The sequence below is a fragment of the Tepidibacter sp. Z1-5 genome (genome assembly GCF_037844525.1).
Taxonomy (GTDB): domain Bacteria; phylum Bacillota; class Clostridia; order Peptostreptococcales; family Peptostreptococcaceae; genus Tepidibacter_A.
In genome coordinates this window covers 1-22650 of record NZ_JBBMMD010000014.1, presented here as the reverse complement: position 1 = coordinate 22650, position 22650 = coordinate 1, and the positions used below count along the sequence as shown (strand labels likewise).

The window sequence follows — 22650 nt, the reverse complement described above, 5'->3', positions numbered from 1 at the left end:
CTGCTTTTTATAATAACAATATATATGAAGTTTACTTTATACTTCTAAGTCTATACTTAATCCAAGTTTATCTTTAAATATATCAATTATAGGGTCAACTTCAATTTCTATAAACTCAACTACTTGTTCAGAAGCTCTGCCTATAAAGTTTATAGGATCCATTATAGATAGAATTTCATCTTTAGTCATTTTAAATTCAGGATCATCTATTATTTTCTCTATCAAGTCATTTTGTTTTCCTAATTCTTTTACATTTTTAGCAGCTTCCATTGAATAAATTCTTATCTTTTCATGAAGATGTTGTCTATCGCCGCCTCTTTTAACTGCTTCCATTAATATAGTTTCTGTAGCCATAAAAGGAAGTTCTTCATTTATATGTTTTTTAATCATATTTTCATATACAACTAATCCATCCGTAACATTAATACCAATTTCTAGTATTGAATCTATAGCAAGGAATGATTGTGCAATACTTAATCGTCTGTTTGCAGAGTCATCTAAGGTTCTTTCTAGCCATTGAGTAGAATGAACCAATGCAGGATTTAATGCTTCTGATATTACATATTTACATAATGAAGATATTCTTTCACTTCTCATAGGATTTCTTTTATATGCCATGGCAGAAGATCCTATTTGATTTTTAGCAAAAGGTTCCTCGATTTCTTTTAAACTTTGAAGTAGTCTTATATCATTAGTCATTTTATGCATACTCTGAGCTATAGATGATAGAGTTGATAAAATCTGATGATCTAACTTTCTAGTGTAGGTTTGTCCAGTTACTGCATATGATTTTTTAAATCCCATACTAGAGGTAACTAGTTCATCTAATTTTTTTACTTTGTCATGGTCTCCTTCAAATAAACTTAAAAAACTTGCCTGAGTTCCTGTAGTACCTTTTACTCCTCTTAGTTTCAAGTTTTCAAATCTGTTATTTAAATCTTCAAAATCTATTAATAAATCTTGTATCCAAAGACAAGCTCTTTTTCCAACAGTAGTTAGTTGAGCAGCTTGAAAGTGTGTAAATCCAAGAGTAGGTATATTTTTATATGTAGAAGCGAACTTTTTTAAATTATTAATTAAATTTACAAGCTTAATTAATAATATTTCCATTGCATCTTTCATGATGATAATATCTGTATTATCTCCTACATATGCACTTGTAGCGCCTAAATGTATAATACCTTTAGCATTTGGACATAAAAGACCATAAGCTTTAACATGAGACATAACGTCATGTCTTGTTTCTTTTTCAAATTTTTTTGCATCCTCAAAATTTATATTATCTATATTTGCTTTAAGTTCTTCTATTTGCTTATTAGTTATATTGATACCTAATTGCATCTCACATTCAGCAAGGGCAACCCATAATTCTCTCCAAGTTTTAAACTTTTTTTCTGGAGAAAATATATAACTCATTTCTTTGCTTGCATATCTTTGAATTAAAGGATTTTGATAACAATCGTGTTTAGGCATGATATCCTCCTTGAAATATTTATTTTTTTCATATCATAATAGTATTATACAATAAAATGCGAACTTTAACAAATGTTTCATTTAAAATGTAAGGCAAAACAAACTAAGCTCAACACTATTTAAATAGTATTAAGCTTAGTTTACTTCTAATTGCTAAAAAATATTATTAATTTTTTATAACGAGTAGGAAATTATAATTTTTTTAATTATGAATAAGTATAATTTACGTTATGAAATTCCCAAAAAGTCTACTTTGAAATTCTTTAGAATAAAAAAATTTTTATAATGCAATTTTTTTATATATTAGATAAAGCTTTTTTTATTCTATTTAATCCTTCTCTTATATTTTCTTGAGAGGTTGCATATGATAATCTAATATAATTGTCATTTCCAAAAGCAATTCCAGGAACAACGGCTACGTGCGAATTTTCTAATAGATAATTTGCAAAATCCATAGAATTTTGTATATTATAATTTCCTAGTTTTTTACCTATAACCTTTGATATATTAACCATTACATAAAATGCACCTTTAGGCATATTACATGAAATATTTGGTATATCATTTATAAGTTCAACCATTTTTTTTCTTCTTTCATCAAATTCATTTCTCATATAATCAACTGTAGATTGATCTCCTTCTAAAGCTTCAATTGCAGCATATTGAGCTATAGTATTAGGGTTTGATGTAGCATGACTTTGAATATTAGACATTATAGTAGCTATTTTTTCATTAGAAGCTGTATACCCTATTCTCCATCCTGTCATAGCACAACATTTTGATAATCCATTTACAACTATAGTTAATTCTTTTATATTTTCATTTAAGGAAGCTATACTTATATGTTTTTGATTATCATATATAAGTTTTTCATAAATTTCATCAGAAATTACTATTATATTATTTTCTACAGCCAACTTTGCGATTTCTTTTAATTCATCTAGTGTATATACAGATCCTGTAGGGTTAGATGGACTATTTAATATTATAGCTTTAGTTTTATTAGTTATATTTTTCTTTAAATCATTAATATTGTATTTAAAATCGTTGTCTTCTTCACATTCAATTAATATAGGTTTTGCTCCCGCCATTTTAACTAATTCAGGATAACTTACCCAGTACGGACTAGATATAATAACCTCATCTTCAGGATTACAAATAGCTTGGAATATATTATATAAAGAATGTTTTGCACCATTAGATACAATTATCTCTTTAGGATTGTAGCTAAGTTCATTATCTACTTTTAACTTCTTGCATATAGCATCTTTAAGAGTTGGCATACCAGAAGCTGCTGTGTATCCTATATTATTATTTTTAATTACATCAATAGCTTTATTTCTTATGTTTTCAGGAGTGTTAAAGTCAGGTTCTCCTACACTAAAACTTATCACCTTAATACCATCTTCTTGCATTTTTTTAGCTTTAGCACTTATAGCCAAAGTTAATGATGATGAAATATTACTATGTTTAATTGAAAGTTCCATACATATCTCTCCTATCTAATATATAACTGTATTTAAATTTAGTTTTATTATATCAAAAGTTAGTAAAATTTAGATAATAAATTTAAATAATTCTTATAACATATTTTTTCTATGAAATAATTATTATAATTCCTTTTTAATAGTTCATCTATTATCAAGTATAAAGATGTACAATCATTCAAAGAATTTATCACTTTGCATCCATCAAAATCTGATCCAAATCCTATACATTCACTTCCACCTATATCTACGATTCTATCTATATGATCTACTAATGAGTTTATATCTTTATCTTTTCCAACAAATTCTTCATAAAAATTAATGCCTATTATTCCCTTAAGCTTAGAAATCTCTTTTATTTGTGCATCTGTTAAATTTCTTTTATGTTTATTTATATAATTACTTAAAGAATGAGAAGCTATTATAGGTTGATTAGTTAATTGTATAACGTCATAGAATGTTTTGTAAGAAGAGTGAGAAACATCTATTATCATATTCAGTTTATTCATATTAGTTATAACATTTTTACCGAAATTAGTTAATCCGGAATCTATGTTTTCCATAGCACCACAAGCCACTTTATTTTTATAATTCCATGTTAATGTTAGTGATTTTATTCCTAGGATGTTTAATGATTTAATTATTTCTATATTGTCGTCTATTATATGAGCTCCTTCTATTGAAATGATAATTCCTACTATATTGTCATTATTCATAACATAATCTAAATCGTTTTTGCTTTTTATTATTCTTATATAATTACTACTTTTTTCATATTCATGTAATTTATTTATATATTTTAAAGCTTTGAAATAACATTTAGGAAAAGGAATAGTATAATCTATATATACAGCCATAAATTGAATTTTAACATTAGATTTTAACAATTTACTCAAATTTATATGAGTAATATTATTATCATGAAAAGATAAGTTATTGTCTTCTATTCTTGTTATACTGTCACAATGACTATCTATTATTTTATATTTCATTTAGTTCACCTCTTTCTATCAATTATTAAAAACTATAAGGTTTATCATTTGTTTGACTTATAGATATTTGATTGATCATCATCTATAATATAATCAATATCATCACTATCTACAAAATTAATCACATATTTATATCTCGTCGCATAGTTTTTATCACTCCATCCTAGTTTTTGTTTTAAAGTTTCATCTTTTATTCCAGATTTCAGAGAAAACGTGGCAAAAGAGTGTCTAAAATCTTTTGCTGAATAATTATTAAGGTCAGCCAGTGATAAAGCATTTTTGACTATAAGTCTTATATTTCTATCAGTAATAGTATTACTATTTCTACTTGTAAAAACTAAATCATCAATATTATTAATGTGTTTAGATTCTTTATAGGCCATAATCAAATCCCATGAATATGAAGGCAGTTCTACTATACGTTCTTTTTTTTGAGATCCTATTTTACATGAATAATTATTTTTATTGTCAATTATTAAGTCTTTCCATTTTAAACTTATTAACTCATTTAATAAACACCCTGTGCTAATTAAAAAAGAAATTATAGCTCTATCTCTTTTATTTAAATTAGGAAATATAGATATTAATTTATTTAATTCATCGAGACTTAATACATCGTTTTTATTTTTAATTCTAGATACATAAGGTTTATTTATATTAGCAAAAGGATTATTTTGTATATAATTTTCTTTTACTAAAAAATTATAGAAACTATGTAAATAACTATATATTTTTTCGCAAGTTGATTTAGCATATATTTTATTTACATATTCTATGAATTGCTTACTCTCATTAATGTTTATATTTAATAAATCCTTATCATTTAAAGTTGATTTAAATAGAATTAACTTATTTAAATAATCAGATCTACTTAGAGGTTTAAGTTTTCTAGAAAATTCCTTGAATAGTGTATACTCGTATTCTGATAAACCCTCCATAAATACTACCTCCCTTTAAAATTATATTAGAATATATTAATTATACTTCAAATATTCAAATATAGAAAATATTAAATTAGAATAATTCTAATTTAATATTTAAAATGCTTTGAAAAAATCCAATTTTACTGATATACTTTATATGTTAATTTTATAGAATGTATTAAATTACATAATTTGAAGGAGGTTTTATTATGAGTGATATTTTAAAATCTATAATTCTTTCAATTGTCGAAGGAATTACAGAATTCTTGCCTATTAGCAGCACAGGTCATTTAATTCTTGTTAATCAATGGATAAATTTCGAAGGGAATTTTGGGTTTTACTTTAATGTTATTATTCAGTTTGGTGCTATTTTATCTGTTGTAATCTTGTATTTTAAAAAACTCAACCCTTTTGATAAATCCAAAACACAAATACAAAAACAACAAACTATTAATTTATGGTCAAAAGTAATAGTTGGATTTATTCCGGCTGCTATATTAGGATTTTTATTTGCAGATATAATAGAAAATTATTTAAATAATTCTATAGTAGTGGCTATAATGCTTTTTATTGGAGGTATTTTAATACTAGTTTTAGAAAAGAACCCTAAAAAAGTTAAAATAAATAATTTTGATAAACTAACTTATAAAACGGCTTTTTCAATAGGAATGATTCAATGCTTGGCAATGATTCCGGGAACTTCAAGATCAGCTGCTACAATTATAGGAGCTATGATTTTAGGAACTTCAAGACAAATTGCTGCAGAATTTTCTTTTTTCTTAGCAATACCTACAATGGCAGGTGCAACAGCTTATTCTGTACTTAAGATGATTAAAGGTGGCGTTACCATAACATCTCAACAGTGGGTGATATTATTAGTAGGTGTTATAGGATCATTTATAGTAGCTACATGTGTTATATCTTTTCTTATGAATTATATAAAAAGAAAGGATTTTAAAATATTTGGATACTATAGAATGGTTCTTGCTATACTAATATTTTTTTATTACTATGTTAAATAAAATAAGAATGTAGGAATTCCTACATTCTTATTTTATTTAACATATATTTATAAGTAGATTGATATCCAATTAAAAGCTTTTCTAATATTTTTTTTTGCATTTCATTTTCAGTTGAAGATATAGATTTTTCAATAAAATCTAATTTTTCTTTATATGATTGCATATAAATTTTCATAATATATCCCCTTTCAAAATAGGTAGTTTGTCCTATATATAGGTATTATATACTATTTTGATACTTTTAGTCTATTAATTATAAAGAATCTGCAATCATTTTTATTATATCACTATTCTCTTTTTTAAATGTTGTCACTATTATAACCTTATTTAGAGCACATGTTAATGCAGTACATATCATATTTAAGTTTTTTATAAAATTGTTAATTTCATTATTCGAACTAGAATCATTCAAATAATGACCATATAACATTTCGATTTGACATAATATAAGTGATTTATATTCTAGGTTGTTTATAGAATATATATTAGATATTGTTACTCCATTTTTGTTGCTTAAATTTGTTAATTCATCATTTGAATATACATAAGGTATATTACTTTCTTCCAAAGCTTTTCTTAAAATATATTGAAAATATATCATATTTCCATTTTTTAATTTTCTTTTATTGTACGGATATACAATCACTATATCTGAATAATCAAATCCTTTTTGTTTTATTAAGTATTCTATTTCCCATATTATAGATTTGATTTTTTCTTCTATATCTTCAACAAATATAATTTCTACATCTTCTCCTTCGTATCTTAAAGATTTTGTATTTAAATAATAATCATTAGGCAGACTATTGTCGAAATTTTTTATATATTTATTTATATTATTTCTAAAATTATTTACAAATGAAGATATTTTTTGTGTTTGTTTATAATTATATTTAAAAGTTATAACATCATCGAAAGTGATATTCTCCCAAAAGCCTTTAAATGATTTAATATTATTTTGTATATCTCCAGATTTATCAACTGATATATTGAAAATATTTTTAGACTTAAATAATATACCTTGAATAAATTTTATTTCTTCCTCATTGAAATTTTCAGAACCATCTATGAAAATTCCTTTGTATATTTTCTTTTCTTTTAATGTATTTTGAACTTGCAAAAACACATTTCTGAAATATTTAGTAAAATCTAGTTTGAGTTTATTATAATCTATTACTAAATTTAAATCTTTAGCAAGTTTAAATATAAATCCATGATAATTATATATATCTAAGTTCTCAGGTGATTTATATAGTAAATTAATTTGATTTTTAATGTCATTCATCAATTGTTTATTATATGTTATAAATAAAAATCTTTCTTTTGGGTATAATTTAGCAAGTTTTATAGCTCTAGATATTAATATAGTTGTTTTAGAACTTCCGTTAGGGCCTATAAATAAAGTATTGCCGTATTTTATAGAATTAATTTTTTCGATTTGAGAAGGACTTAAAAATAATGAACTGTATTTATATTCGTCTTTAGAAAATGATATTTTTTTGAAAAAATCATTTTTTGAATTTTCTCTATCATATTTCTTTATGACATGGTATTCAGGTGATATATAGAATCTAAATAAGTTTAAAATAACATCATCGTTTTCACCCATTAAATATTTATCTAATAGGCTTGTATCATTAATTAATTCATTATATTTACTATTGTCAATGATATGGTTGTTTATAAAATTATTTTCTTTATTATCTATTTCAATATAAGGCATAATATATATTAAATTATATGTAATATCTAAATTATAACGTTTTAGGTCTTTTCTCAATGCACTGTATTCCTCTTCCATTACTTCTAACAACTCATCTTCTAGTATAGAATATATTTCTTCAGTAGTATCCATGAACTTAATAAATAGAATATTATTATTTTTAATATACATAAAATCGATATTAATGCCGTTTACAGGAACTACTTTTGTTATTCCTATACCAGTTAAAGAGTCTATACAATTTTCATAAAAATGCATCTCACTGTCTTTTATTCTAAGAGAATCTAAATTAGAATGAATATTCTTTGAATATATTTTCAATTGTATCCCCCTTTTCTTTTAATATTATTATATCATTTAATTATTAATTTTCTAGTAATAATTAAATGATATAATATTCTTAGATTAAGATATGTTATCTATTACTTTTATTTTTTTTAAATATAAAAAATGAGTCTAATTCATTAGCTCTAAACACTGTATTTATTGACTGTATAAATTTTTTATCCATATACTTATTAAAACATACATTATTTTTTATGTCTTTATTATTTCTGAGTTTGTATAATATCTCTTTTTGTATACCCATCGATATACTATAAATTATATATGTTTCCCAAACTTTAATGTTATCTGAATTTAAGACTTTTGGGTTTTTGAAATTAATTATGAATTTTTTGAAATTAATCCATTTTTTGCGCTCCTTATATCCTAATCTTGTTAATTTGGATCTAATAAGATATATATTATTTATAAAACCAGATATAATAAGGGCTATAGATACCATATATAAATATGATAAATATTTATATATTAATAAAATACCTAATGAAATTTTTAAGTATGAATATAAATATAATAAAAATTTCATCTTTTTATTTGTTTTTAAATATCCATATTTTTCACACTCTTTATATACTTTTCTTTTCCAAGTATTATAAAACCTTTTAAATTCTAAAAACTTTTTTTCATCTTGATTATATTTTTTTATGTCTTCTAAACAAATGACTGTATTATTTCCAATAAAAGAAAAAAGCCAATTTAATAAATATTTTTCGTGTTCTTTTAAATTTTCGAGTTCTTTATTTGTTGATACTAATTTCCATTTATAACTATAATTATCATTTATTTCTGAAATGTATCCTTTTTTAATTAGATCTAATATAGTAATAAAAAAATCTCTAATTGTAATTTTTTTATATTTCAATATAGTAATCATAATTGCAGGAGTATAATCATTTGGTAATTTTGAATTATAGTTTCTAGGTAAATTTCCTTTTTGAAAAATCAATTTATTTAAAAAGGAGATTATTAGATAAAAACATTCTAANTATTTAAAAAGGAGATTATTAGATAAAAACATTCTAAAATCAATAAAGATATAGATATCATATTAATTTTTTTTATTTTATTTATTTTATTTTTATACTTTTTTTCAATATCAATTTCTTTATTTACTAATTTTTCATAGATTGAATAGTTGTTATTAGTATTACTGTCATATTTAGCTATATTCTGTGATAATAGTAATTCTAATTCTAATTCTACATCTTGTGGAAAATTTTCTATATTATAACTTATTTTATTTTTTTCTACTTTTATATTTTTATATAAATATCCATGTTGGAAAGCTTTAATTTTTTCATATATTTTGTTTTTTGAAAAATATATAGATATATTTAATTTTTTTATAGATTTACTATTATCAAGATCAAAAATTTTAAATTTAAACTCATCAACACCATTATGCTTGATTATACAATCTTCTAAATCATATTCTATTTTATATATTTTAGTTTCGATGTTTGATTTATCATAAATTCTAAAATCTAAATTAGAATCATAATCAAATAAATCTAATTCTAGTTGTTTTTTATTAGGATATATTTCATATGCTTTCAAATTATCTAATTTAGAATTATTATCTAGATATAAACTTTTTGTTATTCCATAAGATTGAGAATAAAATTTGTATGTTATATTTTCTATGATATGAGCATCGCCTTTATCATCTATATTTATGTACATTTTAAAATTTTCAATAGAATAATCTTCTTGTGAAAATACAGGCCTTATTAAAAAAATAAATACTATCAATGTCATTAAATCTATTCTTTTTCTTATTTTAATCACCTCTAATATACATTATAAACTATAATTAATAAAATTAAAAAGACTTAAAATCTTTTTAGATTTTAAGTCTTTTTTACGTATATACCAATAATTATTTATCTATGTTTTTGCATCGATTCTTTAATTTCATTTTTAATTAAATCAAATTTTTTTATTAAACAACAATCAAGTTCTTCATATTCCTGTATATATGAATCTAATAAAATTTTTATTTGATTAAATTTCTCTTCATCATAAAAATGTATATAATCCAATTTACTCGATATATTATTGAACAACAAAAATCTTTTTTTATATACTTATTTTTCATTATACATATACACTCCTTAAATAAATTCGTTGAAATATATATTTAGAGTGTTTGCTAAAAAAGGAAATTTAAAACATACAAAATAAAATTTTATTTATCAATATCAAATACTACTGTTAACATTTTTATTAAGTATCTAATTTTTATTCAATATAAAAAGTGTGCATCTTCTTTTTGAGTAATAATTTTATCTCTTGTATCCTTACTGTTTTTGCAAGTATACACACTTTATTTTATATATCCTTGTTTTTAAAATAAACATCTATTATTTTTTCAGCAAGTCTTTTTTGAGCATTCGCTTGAGCAATTAACATTATTACAATTAAAAACAACTGGGCTAAATCTTGATTTTCTTTTTCTATTTCATTAGTTTTTTCTTTAATAGATCTTATATTTGAAGATATAAAATTCTCGAAATCTTCGGTTTCATTATCTTTTAATTCTAAGAAAATCGAATATATATCATCTAAAGACAGTACATCATCTTCTATATTTGACATATCTTTAAGTATAGGTTCAAACAATAGTTTAATATCATCTAGAGACAATATTTGTTTTAAATAATATACTAAAATCATTAATATTATATGTTGTTGACTATATTTTTTATTATTAGATGGCATTAATAATCCTTGTTTTGTGTAATTATTAATCATTGTTTTAGTTAATATCTTATCATTACCATTTCTTTTTAAATTAGAAAGTCTTTCATCTATAAAATTTGTTACTTGATCCATATATAAATTCAAGTCTGGTATATCTTGTAGTTCAACCTTATCACTCAAGCACAATTCTTTTATAAGTTTAATTAATTCATTTTCATCTATCATTACAATCACCTCTCTTATATAATATAGTATTCAAAACTATATATCAACATATGTATATGAATTTCAAAAAAATTTATTAAAAAAAATCTAATCTTAGATTAATAATTTTAAATTATTAATCTTGATTAGATTTTTTTATTACTACGATTCGCATTCTTCTACTTCAATACTATATTTCCCGCATTTAATACATACTATAATGCTAATTATATAACTACTATCTACAATACCTTTTTTTAACATCTTTTTAAATGATGTATTGTTATATTCTTCAGATATATTACTCATTACATATTTACCATTTTTAGTAAATGCATAAAAATAATATTCAAGAAATTTGAAGTATTTAGCTTTTTCTTCTACTCCATTTAAACAATTTTGGCAAGCTTGATCGTAATAGCTTAAATCAAAATCTATATTCTTTTGCTGTTTCAATAAACTGATTATTTCTTCATGTTTGAATCCATCTAGTAAATTAATTTTATTGTTTTCATCATTCATACAATTACCTATATCTATATTGTATGAATTTTCATCAAATACAAATGTATATTTTTCCATGATTTAACTCCTTTGAATTAATAATATATGTTAAGTATCTCATATAAATAATTAATTCTCAATATATAATAATACATTATTTATCAATAATAATATATATTATAACTTTACGCTAAGTTATCTATAGCAATATGATACTTGGGATCTTCTATTATATTAACCTCTAGTATTTTTTCTGCATCTTTAATAAATTGATAACATTCTACACTTAAATGTTTCAAATGTAGTGTTTTTCCTTCTGATTTGTATTTTTCTGTCAATGAATTAATACTCTCTATTCCCGAGTGATCGAATACTCTTGCATTTGCAAAATCTATAATAACATCTTCTGGATCATTTTTTATATCAAATGAATCTGAAAAATTTCTAGCTGAAGCAAAAAATACAGCTCCTCTTATTTTATATATTTTAGATCCACATGTATCTACATATGAATCTACATCTATTCTTTTTCCTTTTTCCCATGCAAAAACAAGAGATGATACTATGACTCCTATTGCAACAGCAATAGCTAAGTCTGTAAATACAGTCACTACAGATACTAGTGCTATAACAAAAGCATCTGATTTTGGAATATTTCTCATTATTTCAAAGCTAGACCATTCAAATGTAGCTATAACCACCATAAACATTACTCCTGTTAATGCAGCCATTGGAATCCTTTCAATTAGACTAGATCCAAATAGTATAAATCCTAATAAGAATAAAGACGCTGATATTCCAGATAATCTATTTCTACCACCTGACTTTATATTTATCATACTTTGTCCAATCATGGCACAGCCACCCATTCCTCCAAAAAATCCAGTTACTATGTTTGCTATACCTTGTCCGATGCATTCTTTATTACCTCTACCTCTGGTTTGAGTAATTTCATCAATAAGAGTTAATGTCATAAGTGACTCTATTAGTCCTACAGATGCTAGTATGAGTGCATATGGCAATATTATTTGTATAGTGTTCATATTAAAAGGTACATTAGGAATATGGAACTGAGGTAAACTTCCGCCTACATGAGCTATGTCTCCAACTGTTTTAACATTTATTTCAAATATATTTACTATTAATGAAATTAATCCTATTCCGGCCAATGGAGCTGGGATTGTTTTTGTAATTTTAGGAATAATATAGATTATTGCCATAGTTAAAATAACTAATCCTATCATCAATAACAATTCTTTGCCTTGCATCCAATGCATATTTCCACTTTCATCGATAAATTTAAATTGATTAAACTGAGCTATACCTATAACCATAGCTAATCCGTTTACAAAACCTATCATTACTGTGTAAGGTATAAATCTCACGAATTTACCCAATTTAAATAATCCTACTAGTATTTGTATTATTCCCATTAAAACTACTGTTATAAATAAATATTCTACTCCATGCTCACTAACTAGATCAACCATAACTACAGCTAATGCACCTGTAGCTCCCGAAATCATTCCTGGTCTTCCTCCAAAAATAGAAGTTATAAAACCTACTATAAATGCTGCGTATAATCCAGTTAATGGCTGGACTCCAGCAACAAATGCAAATGCTACCGCTTCTGGTACAAGTGCTAATGCCACTGTAAGTCCTGATAGTACTTCGTCTTTTACATTGATTGTTTTATTATTTTCCATTTCACACCTTCCTTCTATTTTTTTGTCACAAGAAGTAATAATAACATGAAATTAAAATAAAATCTATAACAAATCTTTAAAACTGTTTTTTCAAAATATTCAGTTTTGTTTTTTCTTCTTAAACATGTAATTTATACTCCCCTGCAAAATTTATAAATATATGAATTTTGTATTCCCAAAAAACAAACTCTATTATATAATTTTAATTATGTTATTTTTAAAACTTTACTAAAGGAGATTTTATAATGAGTATATTAACAGTAAGAAATTTAAGCCATGGTTTTGGAGATAGAGCTATATTCAACAATGTATCATTTAGACTTTTACCCGGAGAACATATAGCACTTATAGGTGCAAATGGAGAAGGAAAATCTAGTTTCATGAATATAATAACAAGCAAAATAGAGCCAGATGAAGGAAAAATAGAATGGGCAAAACGCGTAAGAGTTGGTTACTTAGATCAACATACTTATCTAGAAAAAGGAAGAACTATAAGAGAGATTTTAAAGGATGCGTTTAAGTATCTTTTTGACCTAGAATCAGAAATTAATGCAACATATGAAAAAATGGCTGAGGCAACACCAGAAGAACTAGAATATATGCTTGAAAACGTAGGTACTATTCAAGATATATTAACTAATAACGATTTTTATGTTATAGATGCAAAAATCGAAGAAGTTGCAAAAGGTTTAGGACTTACAGAAATAGGACTTGATAAAGACGTAAATGATTTAAGCGGAGGTCAAAGAGCAAAAATATTACTTGCAAAGCTATTATTAGAAAAACCAGATATTTTATTATTAGATGAGCCTACTAATCATCTAGATGAACAACATATAGAATGGTTGAAAAGATATTTACAAAACTATGAAAATGCTTTCATACTTATATCTCATGATATACCTTTCTTAAATAGTGTTATAAATCTTATATATCATATGGAAAATCAAGAACTCAATCGTTATGTAGGAGATTACGATAACTTTATGCAAATATATGAAGTTAAAAAACGTCAGCTTGAAGCCGAATATAAAAGACAACAACAAGAAATAGCTGAACTTGAAGATTTTGTAGCTAGAAATAAAGCTAGAATTTCAACGAGAAATATGGCTATGTCTAGACAAAAGAAATTAGATAAAATGGATAGAATTGAATTACCACAAGAACGTGTAAAACCAGAATTTAATTTTAAACAAGCCAAAACCTCTGGCAGATTGATATTTGAGACTACAGATTTGGTAATAGGTTATGATGAGCCATTGACAAGACCTCTAAATATAAAAATGGAGAGAGGCGAAAAAATAGCTTTGGTAGGTGCTAATGGAATAGGTAAAACAACTTTATTAAAAAGCATATTAGGACTTATAAAACCTCTATCTGGTAAAGTAGAACTTGGATATGAGCAAATCATAGGTTATTTTGAACAAGAAATTAAGGATGGTAATAACAATACCTGTATAGAAGAGGTTTGGCAAGAGTTTCCTGCATTTACTCAATATGAAGTTCGTGCAGCACTTGCCAAATGCGGACTTACTACAAAACATATAGAAAGTAAAGTTAAAGTTTTAAGTGGTGGAGAACAAGCGAAAGTAAGACTTTGTAAACTTATAAATAATAATACTAATATATTATTATTAGATGAGCCTACAAACCATCTTGATGTTGAAGCTAAAGAAGAACTTAAGAGAGCTTTAAAAGAATATAAAGGAAGTATTCTTCTTATATGTCACGAACCTGATTTTTATAAAGATGTTGTAACTGATGTATGGAATTGTGAAGATTGGACTACTAAAATAGTATAATATATAATAAAACCTCCTATATTTTATATAGTTATCATCTAATTATGAACGTAAACATAGTGTTATAAATTTCAAAAGAAATAAAATCTTATTAAAAAAGAAGAGCATATGCTCTTCTTTTTTAATAAGATTTTATTTCTGTCCAAACTCTATCGTATTCTGTTGTAAATTCTCCTAAATCAGTAAATACTTCTCCATTTTTAAGTATGTCACCTTTAGGATATGCTAATTCATTTTCTCTAACTTCTTCAGGCAAAAGCTTTATAGCTTCTTTATTAGGTGTTGAATATCCAATATATTCTGCACACTTAGCAGAAACATCTGGTCTCATCATATAATTTATAAATAACTCAGCTTCTTTTTTATGTTTACTAGTAACTGGTATAGCCATACCATCAAACCATAGATTAGTTCCTTCTTTTGGAATAGCGTATGCTAAGTCTGGATTTTCTTCTATTAACATCATTGCATCTCCAGACCAAGTAAGAGCCATAGCACCTTCTCCTGCAATCATCATATCTTTATATGTATCAACTTCATAGGCTTTGACTAAACTCTTTTGATCTATTAAAGCTTTTTTAGCATCTTCTAGTTCGTCTAAGTTTCTAGTGTTCAATGAATATCCTAATTTTTTAAGAGTAATACCGATAGTATCTCTTGAACTGTTGAGCATTAATATATCTCCTTTATATTTAGGATCCCATAATGCATTCCAGCTATCTATTTTAGTATCAACTTTTTTAGTATTATAAACTACACCCATAGTTCCCCAAAAATACGGAACAGAATATTTATTTTCTTTATCATATTCTAAATTTTTGAATTCTTCACCTATATTTTTGAAGTTATTTAAGTTGTTCATATCTAATTCTTGTAATAGGTTTTGATTTATCATAGCTTCTATCATATATTCAGATGGAAATATAACATCATATCCTGTACCACCTGCTTGTATTTTAGCAAGCATCTCTTCGTTATTTCCATATTCTTCATAATTGACTTTGATTCCATATTCTTTTTCAAAATCTTTTAATACTTGAGGATCTATATAGTCTCCCCAGTTGTATACATTTAATTTTTTGTAATAGCCATCTTTTGTTAATTCATTTTTTTCTGAACATCCAGCAAGCGAAAAAATGAAAGTAAGGCATAGCAAAAAGCTAAATATTTTTTTCAATAAAACCACTCCTTTTTATTTAGATTTTTTTGTTCTTTTTTCTATTATTAATAATAATATTAATACACCTAAAAACATCAATGTAAATAATGCATTAATTTTTGGGCTAACACCTCTTTTGGTCATAGAATATATTTTTATAGACAATGTACTGATTCCTGAACCTGTTGTAAAAAAGCTGACTATAAAATCATCTAGTGATAATGTAAATGCAAATAAAGCACCAGTTACAATTCCAGGCATTATTTCAGGAAGTACAACTTTAAAAAAAGCATATAATGGCGAAGCTCCCAAATCAAGAGCCGCTTCCTCAAGATGAGGATTTAATTGTTTTAACTTAGGTAATACAGATAAAACTACATAAGGTATTGTAAATGTTATATGAGCTATTAAAATAGTAGTTAATCCTAAAGTCATTTTTAACCATGTAAATAAAGCAAGTAAAGAAACTCCTATAACTATATCAGGATTAACAACAGGTATATAAGTTATATTTAAAAAAGCACTTTTTGACTTAGGTTTCATTTTATTTATTGCAAGCGCAGTAATCGTTCCTATTATAGTAGCTATAATAGAAGCTACTGCAGCAATTATAAATGTATAGTATAGAGATGTCATTATCGATGTGTCATTAAACAACTCTTTATACCATCTTAAAGTAAAACCATTCCAATTTCCTCTATATTTTGAATCATTAAATGAATACAGAATAAGAAGTAATATAGGTAGGTACAAAAATAAGTATATCAAAAATGAATAAGACTTTTTCATAATATTCTTTACCATAATTTACCTCCTTCTTCCCTATCTTTATTTCCTAAAAGTTTCATGCTTATAATTATTATAAACATCATAATCATAGAAATAGCAGAACCAAATTGCCAATTTCTTGCTACTAAAAATTGGTTTTGAATAAGGTTTCCAAGAAGTATAGATTGCCCGCCTCCTAATAAGTCCGATATTACAAAGGTACTCACACAAGGCATAAACACCATAGTTATTCCTGATACAACACCAGGTAAGCTAAGTGGGAAAATTACTTTTCTAAATGTATAAAAAGATGTTGCACCTAAATCCGAGGATGCTTCTATAAGACTATAGTCTATTTTAGACAAAACTGAATATATAGGAAGCACCATAAATGGTAAAAAATTATATACCATACCTAATAAAACCGCTTTATCAGTATAAAGTAATTTTAAAGGCGTATCTATTATTTTTAGAAATATTAAAACTTGATTTATAATACCTTGTTCTCTTAATATTCCCATCCAAGCATAAGTCCTCAATAAAGTATTTGTCCAAAGTGGTAATACAAATAATAACATCATAAAGTTTCTTTTTTTTATATCTGACCTAGATAATATATAAGCCATAGGATATCCTAATATAAAGCATATAAAAGTACTTTTTAGTGCAAGTATTAAAGAGTTTATAAGTACATTTATATATATAGGTTCCAAAAATTTTATATAGTTTGCTAATGTAAATGTATAAACTATTTGACCATAACCAGATCTTGAACAAAAACTATATACTGCAATTAACAATAATGGAACAATTGTAAATATTATTGCCCAAATTCCATAAGGGATAGAAAGCCATTTTTTTTTCATATCTCCCCTCTCCTTTTCATTACATGGATAGAATCTGGTGCTATAACAAGTCCCACATCATCTCCAAGTTTTGACATATGTATAGTGTGAACCATCCAATCTATATTTTTTTCATCTTCTACTATTATCTCATAATGTACACCTTTAAATACAACAGTTTTTACTTTTCCTTTGATCATTCCACTATCTATATTTGTTATTTGTATATCTTCCGGCCTTACTACTACATCTACCTCTTCGTTTTTATCAAAACCTTTATCTAAACATTTAAATACATTATCCTCTATTCGAACCTTATAATCGTCAATCATAATAGCTTCTATAATATTACTTTCTCCAATAAAATCTGCTACAAATCTATTTTTAGGTTCATTGTATATATCTTCAGGTAATCCTATTTGTTGAATTTCACCCTCACTCATTACAACAATTCTATCAGACATAGTAAGAGCCTCTTCTTGATCATGTGTTACATATATAAAAGTTATTCCTAATTGTTTTTGCATATTTTTAAGTTCTAATTGCATTTCTTTTCTTAGTTTTAAATCCAATGCCCCAAGAGGTTCATCTAAAAGAAGTACTTTCGGTTCACATACTAAAGCTCTAGCTATTGCTATTCTTTGTTGTTGACCTCCGCTTAGTGAATCAATACTTCTATTTTGAAATCCCTCTAAATTTACAAGCTTGAGCATACGTTTCACTTTTTTATCAATTTCGTCTTTACTCATTTTTTTTATTTTCAATCCAAAAGCTATATTCTCATAAATATTCATATGTGGAAATAAAGCATATTTTTGAAAAACTGTATTTATTTGTCTTTTGTAAGGAGGAATATTGTTTATTTTTTCTCCTTCAAAATAAACTTCTCCACGGGTTTCGCTTTCAAAACCTCCTATTATTCTCAATGTTGTCGTTTTACCGCAACCGCTAGGTCCTAATAAAGTTACAAATTCTTTAGGTTTTATGCTTAAATTTATATCATGAAGAACCTCTTTATCTTCATATCTTTTATTTATATTTTTAAGTTCTACTATATTTTCTTTCAACTATAAACCCCTCCTTGCTTTTAAAGTAAATATAATTTGATTTATATACAGTTTTATATTTATTTATAGTAAACTTTTTGTTTCCTAAAACTAAACTCAAGTTATAATTTTAAAACTTTTGTTAAGTTTTGTCAACCTAAATTAGCAATACTTTTTAAATATTATACATATATGTATGATTACAGTTGACTTCTTAATTATAAATAGTAATTAAATGTTTTACATTCAAGAATATAGAAAATTAAATGTTTTCAAAAAAATATCACAATAATGAAATTTTAACTTCTGATCATTTTCTGTAAACTCTGAAAATTCAACATAGTTATATTGTTTTTGTTTATTTTTTTTAAAAAAAAATCATAATTTTATTTTTTTGTTGTATAGGAAAGTGTTTTCATGTTATAATTGTGTCGAAATAGGAATGATTCTATTTATAAACTTTATTTTAAAAAAGAGGAGGAAATTTTTATGAAAAAATTAGGTTTATTACCTAAACTTATTATCGCTATCATATTAGGTATCGGTGTAGGATCTATCCATAATGAGCTTTTAGTTAAACTCTTAGCTACATTTAATGGTATTTTTGGTAATTTTTTAGGATTTGCGATTCCACTTATAATAATAGGTTTCGTAGCTCCAGGTATTGGTGATTTAGGTAAAGGAGCAGGAAAAATACTTGGTATTACAGCAGGAATTGCTTATTTATCAACAGTAGCAGCTGGTTCTTTAGCATTTTTTACTAACAGTGTTGTTTTTAAATACATACTAACTCCTGGTAGCATGAATTTAATTGATGCTCAAAATCCAGAACATTCTTTATTAGAAGGATTTTTTAAAGTAGATATGCCACCTATTATGGGCGTTATGACAGCACTTTTAATTGCATTTACTTTAGGTTTAGGTATTGCTGCAAGTGAAGGCGATACTATAAAGAAGTTTATGAAGGAATTCCAAGGAATTGTTGAAAGCTTAATATCTAATATAATTATTCCTTTATTACCTTTTCATATAGCGGGTATATTCGCTAACATGACATATGCAGGTCAAGTTGCTACTATAATGTCTGTATTCGCAAAAGTATTTGCTGTTATATTAATTTTACATTTTTTAGTTATAGCAATACAATATTTTATAGCTGGTACATTAGCTGGAGCAAATCCATTAGTTTTAATTAAAAATATGATTCCGGCATACTTTGCAGCTATAGGAACTCAATCTTCAGCTGCTGCTATACCTGTTACACTTGAGCAAACTAAGAAAAACGGAGTTAATGACGGTGTTGCTGAATTCGTTGTTCCTCTTTGTGCTACTATACACTTATCAGGAAGTACAATAACTCTTGTAAGTTGTGCTATGGCAGTTATGATGTTAAATGGAATGGCAGTTACTTTTAATTCTATATTTGGATTTATATTAATGTTAGGTGTTACTATGGTTGCAGCACCTGGAGTTCCTGGAGGAGCTGTTATGGCTGCACTTGGACTATTAGAAACAATGCTTGGATTTGATCAAACTTTATTATCTTTAATGATTGCATTATATCTTGCACAAGATAGTTTCGGAACAGCTTGTAACGTAACTGGTGATGGAGCCATAGCTATTATGGTTAACAAAATATCAGGATATAAGCTTGGTAAAGATAAAAAGGCAACAAAAGCAGCTTAAATAGACATAAAAAAAGTAGTTATTTAATTAAATAACTACTTTTTTTATGTCTATTTTTTTAAAGGTTTAGGTCCATAGTATTGATATAAATCACTTCTTAGCATACCATTATATAATTTTCTTTTCCTATCAGCTTTTCTTCCAAATGCATCTTCAAATTCATCATAAGCTGTTATTATATAAAATGACCAAGTATCTAACTTCTTAAAAGGAAGAGATATTTCTTTGTATAATTGTTTTACACTATCTTTATCTTCTAACCTTTCACCATATGGAGGGTTAGAAATAACAAATCCATATTCATAATCACTTTTTAAATCTCTAGCATCTTGTTTTTCAAATTCAATATAATTGTCTACATCTGCAAGCTTAGCATTTTCTTTAGCTATTGCAAGGACCTCATCATCTATATCATATCCATATATTTTAAAATCCACATCAGTTTTCATCATATCAAAGGCTTCTTTCCTAGCTTTCCACCATAGTTTCTTACCTAATATGCTCCAATTTTCTGATAAAAATTCTCTGTTAAGTCCTGGAGCCATATTAAGTCCCATCATTGCTGCTTCGATTAAGATAGTTCCTGAACCACAAAATGGATCTACTAATATTCTATCTTGTTTCCAAGGCGTTAACGAAACAATAGCAGCAGCTAGAGTTTCTCTAATAGGTGCTTTACTAGCGTTCTCTCTATATCCTCTTTTATGAAGAGCTTGGCCACATGTATCTATAGATATAGTAACTTTATCCTTATGTATAAATACGTATATAGGATACTTTTCATCGCTATTTTCATCGAACCAGTTAACTTTATATTCTTGTTTTAAATTTTCAACTATAGCTTTTTTCACTATAGATTGTATATCCGGAATACTATACAATTTAGATTTTATAGAAGAAGCTTTTGATACTGGAAAAACAGCATCTTTTTTTATGTATTTATGCCAAGGTAATTTTTTAGTATTTTGGAATAATTCTTCAAAGCTTCTTGCTTCAAATTCTCCGACCTTTAACAATACTCTTTCTGCCGTTCTAAGCCATAAATTTGATTTACAGATACCATAATGATCTGTTTTAAAAGTTACTCTTCCATCTTCTACCTTTTGTATTTCATAACCTAAATTTTCAATTTCTCTTTTAAGTATTTTTTCAACTCCAAAAAAGCATGGTGCTATCAAAGTTACATCTTTCATTATATTCCTCCTGCTGTATATATTATTATATATAATTACCAACTAATTGTATCATATACTATATATGAATATCTATTTAATTTTATAAGACTTCATTCATGCTTCCTGTTCTATACCCTAAAAGATCTATAGTTACATAATTAAATCCTAAAGATTTTAGATACTTACAAGCTTTATTAGATGAATCTGATTCTATAAATTTTAAAATATCACTTTGTGGTAATTCTATTCTTGCTATTTCTCCATGATGTCTAACTCTAAACTGTTTGAATCCTAACTGAGAGATAAATTCTTCACTTTTTTCTACCATCTGAAGTTTTTGTTGAGTTATTTTATGATTATAAGGAATCCTAGATGCAAGACAAGCAAAAGATGGTTTATTCCAAGTTGGTATATCCAACATCTTAGATAAATCTCTAATTTCTTGTTTTGTAAGACCAGCTTCTTTCAAAGGACTCATTATTCCTAGTTCTTTTAAAGCTTTCATTCCAGGTCTAAAATCGCTTAAATCATCAATATTACTGCCATCAGCTATATTGATGATTTTATTTTTATTAGATATTTTTATTATTTGTGTAAATATTTCTTTTTTGCAGAAATAGCATCTTTGTGGAACGTTATCTATAAATTCTTGAATATTTATATCTTTTATATTTAACACAGTATGTTTAACATCTATTTTGTTGGCATATTCTATCGATTCTTTAATTTCTTTGTTAGTATGAACAAATGCATTAACTGTAACAGCTAATACATTTTCATTTAAAACATCTTTTGCTACTGTTAAAAGAAATGTACTATCAACTCCTCCTGAAAAAGCTACGGTTAAATTTTTTAATTTGCTTAAATTATTTTTTAAAATTTCTAATTTTTCAATCGCTGTCAAAATTGTTCCCCCTTGTTTAAGTATAGTATTTTCTATAATTTAAATTTTATCATATTAATTTGTTTACTAAAATATAAATTAATCTATTGTGCTAGTTGAAATCAATTTACTTAATATGGTAAATTGATTTCAACAAAAAATCATCCTCTCAAATTTAAAATTATGGATATTTTATCCAAATGT

The 22650-nt window shown here is 25.5% G+C and carries 20 protein-coding genes; 3 read left to right on the top strand and 17 right to left on the bottom strand.

The features are described from left to right. Positions 1-36: 36 nt before the first annotated feature. The 4 genes from purB to WJW32_RS03420 all read right to left on the bottom strand — a co-directional run bounded on the left by purB (position 37) and on the right by WJW32_RS03420 (position 4890). Positions 37-1473 (bottom strand): adenylosuccinate lyase, encoded by a 1437-nt coding sequence (purB, locus tag WJW32_RS03435; RefSeq protein WP_340255023.1) that lies wholly within the window; start codon positions 1471-1473, stop codon positions 37-39. 296 nt (positions 1474-1769) lie between these two features. Beyond that, complete coding sequence (locus WJW32_RS03430) at positions 1770-2960, bottom strand: pyridoxal phosphate-dependent aminotransferase (RefSeq protein ID WP_340255020.1); 1191 nt, start codon at positions 2958-2960, stop codon at positions 1770-1772. A 59-nt stretch (positions 2961-3019) separates the two neighbouring features. Then, on the bottom strand, positions 3020-3952 hold the full coding sequence (locus WJW32_RS03425; RefSeq protein ID WP_340255017.1) for a dipeptidase: 933 nt from the start codon (positions 3950-3952) through the stop codon (positions 3020-3022). Positions 3953-3996: 44 nt separating this feature from the next. Then, positions 3997-4890: a tyrosine-type recombinase/integrase gene (locus WJW32_RS03420; protein WP_340255014.1), complete on the bottom strand. Its 894-nt coding sequence runs from the start codon at positions 4888-4890 to the stop codon at positions 3997-3999. 194 nt (positions 4891-5084) lie between these two features. On the opposite strand from WJW32_RS03420, the gene WJW32_RS03415 reads away from it, so the two are divergent. Continuing rightward, complete coding sequence (locus WJW32_RS03415; protein WP_340255011.1) at positions 5085-5897, top strand: undecaprenyl-diphosphate phosphatase; 813 nt, start codon at positions 5085-5087, stop codon at positions 5895-5897. 19 nt (positions 5898-5916) lie between these two features. On the opposite strand, the gene WJW32_RS03410 is transcribed toward WJW32_RS03415, so the two are convergent. From WJW32_RS03410 to WJW32_RS03385, 7 genes are all read right to left on the bottom strand, one after another. Beyond that, positions 5917-6072: a hypothetical protein gene (locus WJW32_RS03410; RefSeq protein WP_340255009.1), complete on the bottom strand. Its 156-nt coding sequence runs from the start codon at positions 6070-6072 to the stop codon at positions 5917-5919. A gap of 78 nt (positions 6073-6150) precedes the next feature. After that, on the bottom strand, positions 6151-7941 hold the full coding sequence (locus tag WJW32_RS03405; protein ID WP_340255006.1) for a DNA helicase: 1791 nt from the start codon (positions 7939-7941) through the stop codon (positions 6151-6153). A 94-nt stretch (positions 7942-8035) separates the two neighbouring features. After that, positions 8036-8983 carry a DUF2207 family protein gene (locus tag WJW32_RS14870; protein WP_445330200.1) on the bottom strand — a complete coding sequence of 316 codons (948 nt, stop codon included), beginning with the start codon at positions 8981-8983 and terminating at the stop codon, positions 8036-8038. Then, on the bottom strand, positions 8947-9723 hold the full coding sequence (locus tag WJW32_RS03400; RefSeq protein ID WP_445330203.1) for a DUF2207 domain-containing protein: 777 nt from the start codon (positions 9721-9723) through the stop codon (positions 8947-8949). The genes WJW32_RS14870 and WJW32_RS03400 overlap by 37 nt, the downstream gene beginning before the upstream one ends. Before the next feature lie 573 nt (positions 9724-10296). Further along, positions 10297-10893: a DUF1836 domain-containing protein gene (locus tag WJW32_RS03395; RefSeq protein ID WP_340255000.1), complete on the bottom strand. Its 597-nt coding sequence runs from the start codon at positions 10891-10893 to the stop codon at positions 10297-10299. Positions 10894-11034: 141 nt separating this feature from the next. Beyond that, positions 11035-11454, bottom strand: a complete 420-nt coding sequence (locus WJW32_RS03390) for a DUF3785 family protein (protein ID WP_340254997.1) — start codon at positions 11452-11454, stop codon at positions 11035-11037. 107 nt (positions 11455-11561) lie between these two features. Beyond that, positions 11562-13082 carry a SulP family inorganic anion transporter gene (locus WJW32_RS03385; protein ID WP_340254994.1) on the bottom strand — a complete coding sequence of 507 codons (1521 nt, stop codon included), beginning with the start codon at positions 13080-13082 and terminating at the stop codon, positions 11562-11564. A gap of 245 nt (positions 13083-13327) precedes the next feature. Between WJW32_RS03385 and WJW32_RS03380 the strand changes: the two genes are divergently transcribed. Next, positions 13328-14884 (top strand): ABC-F family ATP-binding cassette domain-containing protein, encoded by a 1557-nt coding sequence (locus WJW32_RS03380; RefSeq protein ID WP_340254991.1) that lies wholly within the window; start codon positions 13328-13330, stop codon positions 14882-14884. 121 nt (positions 14885-15005) lie between these two features. Here WJW32_RS03380 and WJW32_RS03375 read toward each other — a convergent pair whose 3' ends face one another. From WJW32_RS03375 to potA, 4 genes are read right to left on the bottom strand one after another with little or no spacing between them, the layout of a single operon-like run. After that, complete coding sequence (locus WJW32_RS03375) at positions 15006-16061, bottom strand: ABC transporter substrate-binding protein (RefSeq protein ID WP_445330199.1); 1056 nt, start codon at positions 16059-16061, stop codon at positions 15006-15008. Between the two features lie 15 nt (positions 16062-16076). Then, entirely contained in the window at positions 16077-16847 is a 771-nt protein-coding gene (locus WJW32_RS03370; protein WP_340254985.1) for an ABC transporter permease, read from the bottom strand. Further along, entirely contained in the window at positions 16841-17677 is an 837-nt protein-coding gene (locus WJW32_RS03365) for an ABC transporter permease (protein ID WP_340254982.1), read from the bottom strand. The genes WJW32_RS03370 and WJW32_RS03365 overlap by 7 nt, the downstream gene beginning before the upstream one ends. Further along, entirely contained in the window at positions 17674-18723 is a 1050-nt protein-coding gene (gene potA, locus WJW32_RS03360) for a spermidine/putrescine ABC transporter ATP-binding protein (protein ID WP_340254979.1), read from the bottom strand. The genes WJW32_RS03365 and potA overlap by 4 nt, the downstream gene beginning before the upstream one ends. A 468-nt stretch (positions 18724-19191) precedes the next feature. Here potA and WJW32_RS03355 point away from each other — a divergent pair, with 468 nt between their 5' ends. Next, positions 19192-20388: a dicarboxylate/amino acid:cation symporter gene (locus WJW32_RS03355; RefSeq protein ID WP_340254976.1), complete on the top strand. Its 1197-nt coding sequence runs from the start codon at positions 19192-19194 to the stop codon at positions 20386-20388. Positions 20389-20438: 50 nt separating this feature from the next. On the opposite strand, the gene WJW32_RS03350 is transcribed toward WJW32_RS03355, so the two are convergent. Then, the gene (locus WJW32_RS03350) at positions 20439-21581 is read right to left on the bottom strand and encodes a THUMP domain-containing class I SAM-dependent RNA methyltransferase (RefSeq protein ID WP_340254973.1); all 1143 of its coding nucleotides are present in this window, start codon (positions 21579-21581) and stop codon (positions 20439-20441) included. Between the two features lie 82 nt (positions 21582-21663). Continuing rightward, positions 21664-22467, bottom strand: coding sequence for an ATP-dependent sacrificial sulfur transferase LarE (gene larE / locus WJW32_RS03345; RefSeq protein WP_340254970.1), 804 nt, complete (start codon positions 22465-22467; stop codon positions 21664-21666). Positions 22468-22650 lie beyond the last annotated feature (183 nt).